The organism is Herbiconiux sp. VKM Ac-2851 (genome assembly GCF_013205105.1).
GTDB lineage: Bacteria > Actinomycetota > Actinomycetes > Actinomycetales > Microbacteriaceae > Herbiconiux > Herbiconiux flava.
On the sequence record NZ_JABMLJ010000001.1, the window covers coordinates 1,122,312 to 1,134,024 of the forward strand.

The following is an 11,713-nucleotide window of genomic DNA, read 5'->3' on the forward strand; positions in this document are numbered from 1 at the left end:
CGGAGGTGGACGTGGACCCAGCGGCAGCGCGGGCCGAGGTGGAGACGAACCCTACGCGTAGACCGGGCTCCACCCGGTGGCGCGCGCGATCAGGCGGTCGAGCACCTCGGGTCGCGTGGTGTTCTCGCCGAGGCGGTTGGGCTTGCCCTCGCCGTGGTAGTCGCTGGAGCCGGTGAGGGCGAGGCCGTAGCGGTCGGCGAGGCGCAGCAGTCGCTCGCGCCCCTCGGCGGTGTTCTCGCGGTGGTCGACCTCGAGGCCGAAGAGTCCGGCGTCGACGAGATCGCCCATTCGGTCGTCGAGAGCGACGTCGGCCCGGCTGACGGTGGCCGGATGCGCGATGACGGGCACTCCCCCGGCGGCGGTCACCAGCTCGACCGCGAGCAGCGGGTCGGGTGCGTAGTGCGGCTGGTAGTAGCCGGCCCGCCAGTGCAGGATGCCCGCGAACGCCTCGCTGCGGGTCGCCGCAAGGCCGCGCGCGACTAGGGCGTCGGCGATGTGCGGACGGCCGACGGTGGCGCCGGGGGTCGTCTGGGCGAGCACATCGTCCCAGCCCACGTCGTAGTCTCGGCCGATGCGGGCGACCATCTCCTCGGCGCGGTGCAGCCTGGCTTCGCGGATGCGGGCCGTCTCGGCCACGAGCTTCGCGTTGTTCGGGTCGAACAGGTAGGCCAGCATGTGCACGCTCGACCAGTCGAGCCGGGTGCTGAGCTCCATGCCCGGGATGAGCGTGACGCCGTTCTCGACGGCCGCCCCACTGGCCTCGGACCAGCCGGCGGTGGAGTCGTGGTCCGTCAGCGCGACCGTGCCGAGCCCTGCCTCGGCAGCGGCCCGCACCAGGATGGCGGGCGACTCGGTGCCGTCGCTCACGCGGCTGTGCGTGTGCAGGTCGATCGGCGCGCGGAACAGCCGATCGGGAGACATTCCCCAATGCTAACCACTCCGCGATCCCTCCACAGACCGCCGCCTCCGTCCCCAGGGCGTCGCCTTCCCCGCCCACGCCCGGCCGCCGGGTGGAGAATGGAGGAATGGCAGACACCACCGCACCCAGCACCGCCGACCACTCCGTCACCGAGGCGCCGAAGCCGCGCGCCACGAGCAACCGGTCGACGACCCCGGCGTCCGACACCTTCCGCGACTACATCGGCAGCCAGTGGGCCGACCGCGAGGAGGTGCTGCCGCCCGCGCGCGAGCAGGCGCCGTTCGCGGCCGAGCGCCGCCGCCGCCTCTCCGAGGCCTACACCGGCAAGCGCCTCGTCGTCGCCTCGGGGGCCGCGAAGCAGCGCTCCAACGACACCGACTACCCCTACCGGGCGCACTCCGCGTTCTCCTACCTCACCGGCTGGGGCTCCGACAGCGAGCCGGGCTCGTTCCTGGTCTTCGAGCCGGCGGATGCGGGTCACGACGTCACCCTCTACTTCCGTGAGCGCGCGGGCCGCGACTCCGACGAGTTCTACGCCAACCCCGAGATCGGGGAGTTCTGGATCGGGCCGCGCCCCTCCCTCGCCCAGGTCGCGAGCGACCTCGGCCTGGCCACGGCGGGCATCGCCGGCTTCGAGGAGGTGCTGTTCGACGCCTCCACGCTGGTGGTGCGCGAAGCGGCCCCCGAGCTGCCGGCGGGTGCAGGCGACGAGGCCGACGCGGACTTCCACCGCTTCCTCTCCGAGATGCGCCTGGTGAAGGACGACTACGAGATCGAGCAGATGCGGCTCGCCATCGCCGCCACCGCCCGGGGCTTCGACGACGTCATCGCCGACTTCCCGCGGAGCTCGCAGCACGAACGCGGCGAGCGCCTGGTCGAGGGCGTGTTCAACACGCGCGCGCGGCTCGACGGCAACACCGTGGGCTACGACACGATCGCGGCCTCGGGGCCGCACGCCTGCATCCTGCACTGGACGCGCAACGACGGGCCCGTGCTGCCCGGAGATCTCATCCTGCTCGACGCCGGGGTGGAGCTCGACAGCTACTACACGGCCGACATCACGCGCACGATCCCGGTCGACGGACGCTTCAGCGAGGTGCAGCGGAAGGTCTACGAGGCCGTCCGCGAGGCGGCCGACGCGGCGTTCGCGATCGTGCGGCCGGGCATCAAGTTCCGCGAGATCCACGCGACGGCGATGGGCGTCATCGCCCAGCGCACCGCCGAGTGGGGGCTGCTGCCGGTGAGCGCCGAGGAGGCGCTCGAGGCCGACAACCAGCAGCACCGCCGCTACATGGTGCACGGCACGAGCCACCACCTGGGCATCGACGTGCACGACTGCGCGAAGGCCCGCCGCGAGATGTACCTCGACGGCGTGCTTGAGCCCGGCATGGTGTTCACGATCGAGCCGGGGCTCTACTTCCAGCCCGACGACCTCACGGTGCCCGAGGAGTTCCGCGGCATCGGCGTACGCATCGAGGACGACATCCTGGTCACGGCCGACGGCGCCGAGAACCTCTCGATCGGGCTCCCCCGCACGGCCGACGAGGTCGAGGCCTGGTACGCGCGCCAGAACCCGGCGGCCTGACCCGCGCCGCCGCCGCTCTGCTCGCGCGGGGCGGCGGCGCTAGTCCTGGCCGAGGAGGTTGCGGGCGCGGTTCGCCAGCTCGCCCGTCGTGAGCACCGAGTACGACGTCGCGACCACCTGCATCACCGAGGTGAAGTCGCGGCGGCGCCGGTTCAGGCTGTAGACCGCGATGTTGAAGAACATCCCGAAGCCGGCGCCGATCAGCGCCGCGGCGCCGATGAACAGCAGCGTCGAGGCGCTCGGCGAGAGCAGCGTCAGCAGCAGACCGAAGAACAGCCCGATCCAGAGTCCCGACAGGGCGCCGGTGCCCGCGGCCCGGCCGTAGCTCAGCGTGCCCGTCACCCGCTCGACGCTCACGAGGTCGTTGCCGATGATCGACACCTCCTTCACCGGGAACTCCGCCTTCGAGAGCGTGTCGACCGCCTTCTGCGCGTCGTCGTAGCTGTCGAAGGTGGCGACCACCTCCCCGCGCGGGATCGACGGGAAGCGCGGCAGCCCGCGGCCGGTGGACGAGGATCGATCACTCACCCCCAGATCATCCCACGGGCGCATCAGAGCGACCCGAGTGACGCCGACCCGGCGACACTCGAGCGACCCGAATGACGCCGCCCCGGCAGCACGCGAGCGACCCGAATCACGCCGACCCGGCAGCGGCCGCGCGACCCGAGTGACGCCGAACGCCCGGCACGAGCATCCGGAGCCCCCACACCCCGGCCGCCGCCCGGCTGACGTGCATGCGGGGGGTCTAAGTTAGTAGTCGTGAGTGCCACCAGAGTCTTCGTCGCCCGGTTGGCGGGGTGCACCGTCTTCGACCCCGCCGGCGACCGTCTCGGCAAGGTGCGGGACGTGCTCGTGGTGTACCGCAAGAGCGATCCGCCGCGGGTGGTCGGCCTCATCGTCGAGATCCCCGGCCGGCGTCACGTCTTCGTCTCGATCGGCCGCGTCACGAGCATCTCGAGCGGCCAGATCATCACCACCGGGCTCATCAACGTGCGCCGCTTCGAGCAGCGCGGCGGCGAGGTGCGCGTCATCGCCGAGATGCTCGGCCGCACCGTCGTGTTCGCCGACGGCACCGGGCAGGCCACCGTCGAGGACGTCGCGATCGAGGAGCACGGCCCCGGCGAGTGGGCGATCGTGCAGCTCTTCGTGCGCCGTCCGAAGACGAGCGCGAGCCTCTTCGCCAAGGGCGCCACCGTCTACGCCAGCTGGAACGACGTGCGCGAGAAGACCGCCCTCGGCCAGCCGCAGTCGGCCGAGCAGCTGATCGCGACCTACAGCGAGCTGAAGCCCGCCGACCTCGCCAGCACCCTGCTCGACCTGCCGCAGGCGCGCATGCTCGAGGTCGCCGAGGAGCTCTCCGACGACCGCCTCGCGGACGTGCTCGAGGAGATGCCCGAGAGCGAGCAGGTCGAGATCCTCGCCCAGCTCGACGACGACCGCGCCGCCGACGTGCTCGACCAGATGCAGCCCGACGACGCCGCCGACCTCATCGCCCAGCTCTCGGAGGAGCGCGGCGAGCACCTCCTCGAGCTGATGCAGCCCGAAGAGGCCGACGACGTGCGCATGCTGCTCGCCTACGCGCCCGACACCGCCGGTGGCCTGATGACCACCGAGCCCATCATCGTCAGCGCCGACGCCACGGTGGCCGAGGGCCTCGCCCTGATCCGCCGGCACGAGCTCGCGCCCGCGCTCGGTGCCGCCATCTGCGTCACCCTGCCGCCCTATGAGCCGCCGACCGGCCGCTTCCTCGGCGTCGTGCACTTCCAGCGCATGCTGCGCTACCCGCCGCACGAGCGCCTCGGCACCATCCTCGACCAGGGGCTCGAGCCCGTCACGGCCGACACCAGCGCGGCCGTCGTGTCGCGCATCCTGGCCAGCTACAACCTGGTCTCCGTTCCGGTTGTCGACGACAACCACCGCCTGGTCGGGGTGGTGACCATTGACGACGTCCTCGACTACCTCTTGCCCGACGACTGGCGAAGTAACGACAGCGACCCCGACACCCCCCGGGTGCCGGATCGCACACTCTCGCGAGCGCAGGCCATAGCCCCGCGCTTGACCACCCGCGGAAGGAGGACCTCGTATGGCCGGTCGTAACAACAAGCCCCAGAACCCGCTCGACGCACCCAAGGGCCGTCGCACGAGCGTCATCCCCCGCCGCCCGGTGGCCTCCCGCGACCGCTTCGGCCGCGCCACCGAGGCGATCGCCCGCGCGATGGGCACCCCGTTCTTCCTGATCGGGCTGACGCTGTTCTGCGTCGTCTGGATCGTGTTCAACTCCATCGGCCCCGAAGACCTGCGCTTCGACTCGGCGGCCATCGGCTTCACGGCCCTGACGCTCATCCTGTCGCTGCAGGCCTCCTACGCCGCCCCGCTCATCCTGCTCGCGCAGAACCGGCAGGACGACCGCGACCGCGTGCAGTTCGAGCAGGACCGCCAGCGCGCCGAGCGCAACCTCGCCGACACCGAGTACCTGGCCCGCGAGGTCGTGGCGCTGCGCCTCGCGATGCAGGACATGGCGAGCAAGGAGTTCATCCGCGCCGAGCTGCGCTCGCTGCTGGAGGAGCTCGATCGGGGTCGTGACGATGTTCCGGATGCTCCGCCCGCCGGCTCGGCCCGCAGCCGTTCGGGCCGCGGCACCCCGACCGGCTCGCTGCCGGTCGTCAAGCCGTGAGCGACGTTCGGCCCGAGCCGGGTGAGGATGCTCGCGCCGAGGCCGTGGGGCGTCACGCAGCTCTCGCCGGGGCCGTCCGCACCGCCCTCGCCCGCGTCATCGACCCCGAGATCCGCAAGCCGATCACCGAGCTCGACATGGTCGGCGGGGTGCAGGTCGATGCGGCCGGGCTGGCCTCGGTCGACCTGAAGCTCACGATCGTCGGATGTCCGGCCGCCTCCACGATCGAACGCGACGTCCGCCAGGCCGCCGCCGGCGTGCCCGGTGTCCGGGCGGTCGACGTTGCGGTCTCGGTGATGACCAAGGACGAGCGACAGGCCCTCACCGAGAAGCTCCGCGGCCCCGGCGGCCCGCGCGCGATGCCCTTCGGCCCCGGCTCCCTCACCCGCGTCTACGCGGTCACGAGCGGCAAGGGCGGCGTCGGCAAGTCGACGCTCACCGCCAACCTCGCGGTCGCCCTCGCCGCGCGGGGGCTCGCGGTCGGACTGGTCGACGCCGACGTGTACGGGTTCTCGATCCCGGGCATCCTGGGCCTCGTCGACGAGGACGGGGTGGCCGCCCGGCCGACGCGGGTCGACGACATGATCCTGCCGCCGGTCGCGCACGGGGTGAAGGTCATCTCGATCGGCATGTTCATCGACCCCGAGCAGAGCTCGGCCACCGGCGGCGCTGTCGCGTGGCGCGGGCCGATGCTGCACCGCACCATCACGCAGTTCCTCACCGACGTCTACTTCGGCGACCTCGACGTGCTGCTGCTCGACCTGCCGCCCGGCACCGGCGACGTCGCCATCTCGATCGGGCAGCTGCTGCCGAACGCCGAGGTGATCGTGCTGACGACCCCGCAGCCGGCCGCCGCCGACGTGGCCGAGCGCTCGGGCCTCGTCGCGATGCAGACCGGACAGCACGTCTACGGCGTGATCGAGAACATGGCGGGCTACGCGGCGCCCGACGGCACCGTCGTCGACCTCTTCGGCTCGGGCGGGGGCGCCGAGGTGGCCCGCCGTCTCTCCGGCCGCCAGCAGGCGGCCACGGCGGCCCGCACCGCGGCTGCCGGTGCCGCGACGGCCGGCATCGCGCCCGCTACCGACGACGGCGCCGTGCCGCTGCTCGCGTCGGTTCCGATCAGCGTCGCCCTCCGCTCGGGCGGCGACACCGGCGCCCCCGTCGTGCTGGCGCACCCCGACGACCCGGCCGCCGTCGCGATCGCGTCGGTCGCCGACCGCATCGCCCGCCGCGGCCGCGGTCTCGCGGGCCGCAAACTGGGGCTCGCGCCGGCATGAGCGCCCGGGCCGCCGTCCTCGCCGCGCTGACCGCGGTGCTGCTCGTCGCGGTCTCCGGATGCTCGAACCCGCCCTCTCCCGCCGTGAGCACCGCTCCGGCCGCCCCTACTCCTACCGGTTCGGACACGTCCGCCACAGCACCCGACACCGCCCCTGTCGTGGTCGACGGCCTCGGCCTGGCGATCCTGCAGAACCGCCCCGACTACGGCGCCCGCCGCCTGCAGCTCTCGATCACGAACGAGACGGATGCCTCCGTCACGGTCACGGCGGCCCGCTTCAGCTCGCCCCAGTTCACTACGCCGGTCGCCGCGGAGAAGTCCACCGACGTGCCCGCCGGCCTCACCCGTTACCTCCCGGTCGCGCTCCCCGATGCGGTCTGCCCCGCCCCCGCGATCGTCCCCGAGCTGACGGTCACGGTCACCGACGCCACGGGCGCGTCCCGCGACATCACCGCACGCCCCGCCGACCCCTTCGGCGTGCTCGACCGCATAGCCACCGAGGACTGCCTCGACGTGGCCGTCTCCGCCGTGGCCACCCTCCGCCTCTCCGACACTCTGCGAGTCACCGGCGATGGCCCCGACGCCGTAGCCCACCTCGCCCTCATCGTCGAACCCCGCCCGAAGGGCGTCACCACCGACACCGGCGGCGCCAGCGACACGGCGCCCGCGGCCCCGTCCGGTAACGGCCCTGCCACACTCCACCTCGACCACGCTGCGTCGACCATCCTCCTGGAGCCCGCCGATGGCGCCGACTGGCCGCTCGACCTCGACGTCGCGCCTGGCGACGGCCCCGCGACCCTGACGCTCGACGCCGTGCCGGCCCGCTGCGACCCACACGCCATCGCCGAGGACAAGCGCGGCACCTTCATCCCCGTCACCCTCGAACTGGCCGGCGGCCCCGCGGGCACGGTCTCGATCCCGTCGAGCGACCCGCTCCGTCTGGCGATCTACGCCTACCTCGCGAGCACCTGCGGCTTCGCGGTCCCGAACGGCTGACCTTCGACCACCCTTCCGAGCAGGTCGACGGATGCTCGGCTCAGGTCGCCTCGGAGTCGTACGCCGTGGCCTCGGCACGCGCCGCTTCGCCCGAGCTCGAGCTCGAGCTCGAGCTGCCAGGCGAAACCGCAGCGCCAGCGCCGGCGGACTCGCCGTCGCCACCCGCAGCACCCGCGACCGACACCGCAGCCGCGCCCCCGGCGAGCCCCACGGCCGCCCCCGCAGCCCCGACGACGCCCGCCCCACCGGCATCCCCCGGCAGATCCACGGGCACCGGCCCCCCGGCCGACTTCGCCTTGTGCTGCAGGTACGCCGGCTCCGGCCGCGGCCGGTTCGGCGGACGCACCGCCGAGGTCGTGGCGGCCGCACCGTCGGCAGGCCCGTCGTCGAGCAGCGCCTCACGGATGATGCGCCGCGGGTCGTACTGCCTGGGGTCGAGCTTCTTCCAGTCGACGTCGTCGAACTCGGGGCCCATCTCGTCGCGCATCCGGCTCTTCGCACCGTTCGCCATGTCTCGGAGGCTGCGCACGAACTGCGCCAGCTTCGCCGTGTACCCGGGCAGGCGCTCAGGGCCGAGCAGGAACACCGCGATGATCCCGATCAGGAGCAGCTTCTCGAAGGTCAGCCCGAACATTCTTGAATCATAGCCGCGCGGGGCGACGCCCAGGTCGGGTGTTCCCCGGGAACCGGGCCCGGGCATCCGCAGAACGTCAAATCCCCCGAGCGAGAAACCGAGCCGGGCGGCACCGACCCCGCCCCGCTCCCCGCACGGCCCCGCCCCGCTCCCCGCACGGCCCCGCACCGCCCCGCACGGCCCCGCACGGCCCCGCGCCGCGTGGCACCCCGGCACCCGCGCCGCCACTGCCTAAGCTGAACCCGGAGGCCATCAGTGACTAAAGAAGCCAGCTGGAAATTCGCCGACGACATCGTCGTCGAGACGACGCAGATCGTCGCCGCGCGCATGCACGCGGCCGAGGTGGGGGTCGAATCCGTCTCCCCGGCGATCGGCAGCCAGCTGGCCGTGATCGCTGCGGCGGCCCGCGCGAAGTCGATCGTCGAGATCGGCACGGGGCTCGGCGTGTCCGCATTGTGGATGCTCAGCGGAGCCCCCGACGCCACGATCACCTCGATCGACACCGAGCTCGAGCACCAGCAGGTGGCCCGGGCGGCGCTGCTCGACGCGAAGGTGCCGGCCAACCGAATCCGTCTGATCACCGGAACGGCAGGCGACGTGCTGCCCCGCCTGAACGAGAGCTCCTACGACCTCGTGCTCGTCGACGCCGACCCGGCCTCGGTGATCGAGTACGTCGAGCACGGCCTGCGCCTGGTTCGCCAGGGCGGCACGGTGCTCGTGCCGCACGCGCTCTGGAAGGACAAGGTCGCCGACCCGGCCCAGCGGGGCGACACCGTGGGCGACTTCCGCACCCTGATCGCCGAGCTCTCGGGCTCGGACGCCGTGCTCGTGGCGCTCTCGCCCGCCGGCGACGGCCTGCTGCAGGTCACGAAGATCGTCGAGTAGGCAGCGCGTTAACTGCCGACGACCCCGGCGCCCGCTCCGAGGAACGGTGCGCCGAGGTCGTCGCGAGCCTGTCGGCTAGGCGGGATTGACCACGCCTGCAAGTGCGTCGTGGAGCTCCTTCGCTTCCGCGTCGTTGACGGAGACGACCAGGCGACCCCCGCCCTCCAGCGGCACTCGCACGATGATGAGGCGTCCTTCTTTCACTGCCTCCATAGGCCCGTCTCCGGTCCTCGGTTTCATGGCGGCCATTCGGCTCCCCTTTCCTGGTGTGATCTCCATTATCTCCGATAGTGACGCGTGCTCGGAACCAGTGGCCCGAAAGCATGCGTCACGATGACCCCGGATGCGCGTCCCGACGACGACGCGACGCACCCCGCGGGCCGGCAGCCGATCACGGCGGCGTCCAGTCCCGCCCGTCGACGCCCCAGCCGATCGCCATCCACCCCACCTGTCCCGCGATCGCCACGAGCACGATCAGCACCCGGTACACGGGCGACTTCGGCAGCGCGAGGGCCCCGAGCGCGGGGAACAGCGGCATGAGCAGCCGGAACGTGCTCGACTGCGGGAAGAACACCGCCAGCAGGTACAGCGCGTAGCTGGCGAGCCAGAACCGCAGATCGACCCCGAGCCGCTTGACCGGCGGCAGGAAGAGGAACGCCGCGAATCCCACGATCAGCAGCACCACGACGATCGGCCCCCACGGCGCGCCGAGCCACCAGACGCCGCTCTCGAACCACGCGGTGAACGGCACCAGCTCGCCGTAGCCGATGTAGGCGGCCCGCCAGGCGAGCTCGGTGTCGGTGTACGCGGTCGGCGACCCGGTGGCGACGCCCGCGATCACGAGCCAGGCCAGCCCCATCACCCCGCTGAACACGGCGAGAGCGGATGCCGTCACCCGCTCACGGAGCGGGAACGGGTCGCGTCCGCGGGTCAGGAAGCGATACCCGACGTGCAGCACGAGGAACAGCGCGAACGCGAGCCCCGAGGGCCGCGTCAGCGCCATCAGGGCCACGATCGGGAACACCCAGCCGTACCTCCGGGTGACCACGAGGTAGAGAGCGCTGACGACGAGCAGGAGGCTCATCGACTCGGCGTAGGCGAACTGCAGCAGCGGCGAGAGCGGGGCCACGCAGAACAGCACGACCGCGAAGAGGGCGGCTCGCGCATCCTGGAGCACGTGGTTCATCAGCCGGTAGAACACGACGGCGGTGGCCGCGGCGCAGAGGACCGAGACGGTGACGGCGACGAGCTCCCAGCTGGTGCCGGTCAGTGCGCGCAGGCCCGAGACGAGGAAGGGGTAGCCCGGCATGAACGCCCACGCGCTCTCACCCACGTGGCCGTCGGCGGTGACGGGGAGCACCGAGGGGTAGCCGTAGAACGAGATGATCTTGTACCAGTTGCCGTCCCAAATGGCGGCGTAGCTGAGGTAGGGCGGGTTCGCACCGGTCCACGGGTTGGGGCCCTGGGCGCGCGCGAAGAGCAGCACGATGATCGTGGTGACGACCCGGGACAGCGCGAACACGCCGAGCACCTTCGCCCACCACGGCGTTCTGGCCCAGAGGGTGCCGGGACGGGCATCCGTCGTCTGCTCGTCGTCAGCCACCACGAGCCGACCGGGCTCTTCGCTCACCCGCGGCCGGTCAGCCACGACCGCAGGCCCGCCTCGCAGCTGACGATCTGCGACACGCGCACGCGCTCGTCGTCGGCGTGCGCCTTGAGCGGGTCGCCGGGCCCGTAGTTGACCGCCGGAACCCCCATGGCCGAGAACCGCGCCACGTCGGTCCACCCGTACTTCGGCTTGGCCTCGCCTCCCACGGCGGCCAGGAAGCGCTGAGCGAGCGGGGCGTCCAGCCCGGGACGTGCCCCGACCGCGAGGTCGACGATCTTCACGTCGTACCCGTCGAACAGCTCGCGGATGTGCGCCACGGCCTCGTCGCCGCTGCGACTCGGTGCGAAGCGGTAGTTCACGTGCACCATCACCTCGTCGGGGATGATGTTGCCCGCCACCCCACCCGAGATGCCCACCGCGTTCAGCCCCTCGCGGTACACCAGCCCGTCGACCTCGACCTGGGGCGCCTCGTTGGAGTCGAGGATCGCGAGGATCGCCGCCGCCTTGTGGATCGCGTTGTCGCCCACCCAGCTGCGCGCCGAGTGCGCCCGCAGCCCGTACGCGCGGATCTCCGCCCGCAGGTTGCCGTTGCACCCGCCCTCGATCTGCGAGTTCGTCGGCTCCCCCAGGATCGCGAAGTCGCCGGCGAAGAGGTCGGGCCGGTTCGCGGCGAGCCGGGTCAGCCCGTTGAGCTCGTTCGAGACCTCCTCGTGGTCGTACCACATCCACGTGATGTCGACGACGGGCTCGGTCAGCTCGGCGGCGAGCTTCAGCTGCACGGCGACGCCGGCCTTCATGTCGACCGTGCCGCGCCCCCAGAGGTACTCCTCGCCGTCGAGGGTCTCGTAGCGGGTCGGCAGGTTGTCGTTCAGCGGCACCGTGTCGATGTGCCCCGCGATCACGACCCGCTGCGCCCGCCCGAGGTTCGTGCGAGCGACGATCGTGTCGCCGTCGCGGATGATCTCGAGGTGATCCGCCCCGGCGAGCGACGCGACGATCGCGTCGGCGAGCAGCGTCTCGTCACCCGACACCGATTCGACGTCGCAGATCTGCTGCGTCAGCACGGTCGATGATTCGGTGAGGTCGAAGACCGGATGCGCGGGGTCGAAACGAGACATTGTCCAAGTTTAGG

General features: G+C 72.0%; 11 protein-coding genes and 1 pseudogene. 6 read left to right on the plus strand and 6 right to left on the minus strand.

Annotated elements, in window-relative coordinates:
* Nucleotides 1–51: 51 nt before the first annotated feature.
* Nucleotides 52–921, minus strand: a complete 870-nt coding sequence (locus HQQ85_RS05295; RefSeq protein WP_173181409.1) for a PHP domain-containing protein — start codon at nt 919–921, stop codon at nt 52–54.
* A gap of 104 nt (nt 922–1,025) precedes the next feature.
* Between HQQ85_RS05295 and HQQ85_RS05300 the strand changes: the two genes are divergently transcribed.
* Nucleotides 1,026–2,504, plus strand: coding sequence for an aminopeptidase P family protein (locus tag HQQ85_RS05300; RefSeq protein ID WP_173181410.1), 1,479 nt, complete (start codon nt 1,026–1,028; stop codon nt 2,502–2,504).
* Nucleotides 2,505–2,543: 39 nt separating this feature from the next.
* Here the strand turns inward: HQQ85_RS05300 and HQQ85_RS05305 are convergent, their stop codons facing one another.
* Entirely contained in the window at nt 2,544–3,032 is a 489-nt protein-coding gene (locus HQQ85_RS05305) for a general stress protein (RefSeq protein WP_271206536.1), read from the minus strand.
* Between the two features lie 231 nt (nt 3,033–3,263).
* Here HQQ85_RS05305 and HQQ85_RS05310 point away from each other — a divergent pair, with 231 nt between their 5' ends.
* From HQQ85_RS05310 to HQQ85_RS05325, 4 genes are read left to right on the plus strand one after another with little or no spacing between them, the layout of a single operon-like run.
* On the plus strand, nt 3,264–4,601 hold the full coding sequence (locus tag HQQ85_RS05310) for a magnesium transporter MgtE N-terminal domain-containing protein (protein ID WP_173181411.1): 1,338 nt from the start codon (nt 3,264–3,266) through the stop codon (nt 4,599–4,601).
* Nucleotides 4,588–5,178 (plus strand): DUF1003 domain-containing protein, encoded by a 591-nt coding sequence (locus tag HQQ85_RS05315; RefSeq protein WP_173181412.1) that lies wholly within the window; start codon nt 4,588–4,590, stop codon nt 5,176–5,178. The genes HQQ85_RS05310 and HQQ85_RS05315 overlap by 14 nt, the downstream gene beginning before the upstream one ends.
* A 44-nt stretch (nt 5,179–5,222) precedes the next feature.
* Nucleotides 5,223–6,458: an Mrp/NBP35 family ATP-binding protein gene (locus HQQ85_RS05320; RefSeq protein ID WP_371741797.1), complete on the plus strand. Its 1,236-nt coding sequence runs from the start codon at nt 5,223–5,225 to the stop codon at nt 6,456–6,458.
* Nucleotides 6,455–7,453: a hypothetical protein gene (locus HQQ85_RS05325; RefSeq protein WP_173181413.1), complete on the plus strand. Its 999-nt coding sequence runs from the start codon at nt 6,455–6,457 to the stop codon at nt 7,451–7,453. The genes HQQ85_RS05320 and HQQ85_RS05325 overlap by 4 nt, the downstream gene beginning before the upstream one ends.
* 381 nt (nt 7,454–7,834) lie before the next feature.
* On the opposite strand, the pseudogene HQQ85_RS05330 reads toward HQQ85_RS05325, so the two are convergent.
* Nucleotides 7,835–8,087: pseudogene (locus HQQ85_RS05330) on the minus strand (Sec-independent protein translocase TatB); the annotation flags it as partial.
* Between the two features lie 255 nt (nt 8,088–8,342).
* Here HQQ85_RS05330 and HQQ85_RS05335 point away from each other — a divergent pair.
* Nucleotides 8,343–8,972 carry an O-methyltransferase gene (locus tag HQQ85_RS05335; RefSeq protein ID WP_371741772.1) on the plus strand — a complete coding sequence of 210 codons (630 nt, stop codon included), beginning with the start codon at nt 8,343–8,345 and terminating at the stop codon, nt 8,970–8,972.
* A gap of 75 nt (nt 8,973–9,047) precedes the next feature.
* On the opposite strand, the gene HQQ85_RS05340 is transcribed toward HQQ85_RS05335, so the two are convergent.
* The 3 genes from HQQ85_RS05340 to dapE all read right to left on the minus strand — a co-directional run bounded on the left by HQQ85_RS05340 (nt 9,048) and on the right by dapE (nt 11,699).
* Entirely contained in the window at nt 9,048–9,221 is a 174-nt protein-coding gene (locus tag HQQ85_RS05340; protein ID WP_022897336.1) for a DUF3117 domain-containing protein, read from the minus strand.
* Between the two features lie 142 nt (nt 9,222–9,363).
* Nucleotides 9,364–10,602 carry a mannosyltransferase family protein gene (locus HQQ85_RS05345; RefSeq protein ID WP_173181414.1) on the minus strand — a complete coding sequence of 413 codons (1,239 nt, stop codon included), beginning with the start codon at nt 10,600–10,602 and terminating at the stop codon, nt 9,364–9,366.
* A complete protein-coding gene (gene dapE / locus HQQ85_RS05350) occupies nt 10,599–11,699 on the minus strand; it encodes a succinyl-diaminopimelate desuccinylase (RefSeq protein ID WP_173181415.1) in 1,101 nt (366 codons plus the stop codon). Before dapE ends, HQQ85_RS05345 begins: the two co-directional genes overlap by 4 nt.
* Between the last annotated feature and the right edge of the window lie 14 nt (nt 11,700–11,713).

Coding starts and splice junctions, on each gene's coding strand:
- HQQ85_RS05315 (WP_173181412.1), top strand. CDS start 4,588: ATGGCCGGTCGTAACAACAAGCCCCAGAACCCGCTCGACGCACCCAAG.
- HQQ85_RS05325 (WP_173181413.1), top strand. CDS start 6,455: ATGAGCGCCCGGGCCGCCGTCCTCGCCGCGCTGACCGCGGTGCTGCTC.
- HQQ85_RS05340 (WP_022897336.1), bottom strand. CDS start 9,221: ATGGCCGCCATGAAACCGAGGACCGGAGACGGGCCTATGGAGGCAGTG.
- dapE (WP_173181415.1), bottom strand. CDS start 11,699: ATGTCTCGTTTCGACCCCGCGCATCCGGTCTTCGACCTCACCGAATCA.
- HQQ85_RS05295 (WP_173181409.1), bottom strand. CDS start 921: ATGTCTCCCGATCGGCTGTTCCGCGCGCCGATCGACCTGCACACGCAC.
- HQQ85_RS05300 (WP_173181410.1), top strand. CDS start 1,026: ATGGCAGACACCACCGCACCCAGCACCGCCGACCACTCCGTCACCGAG.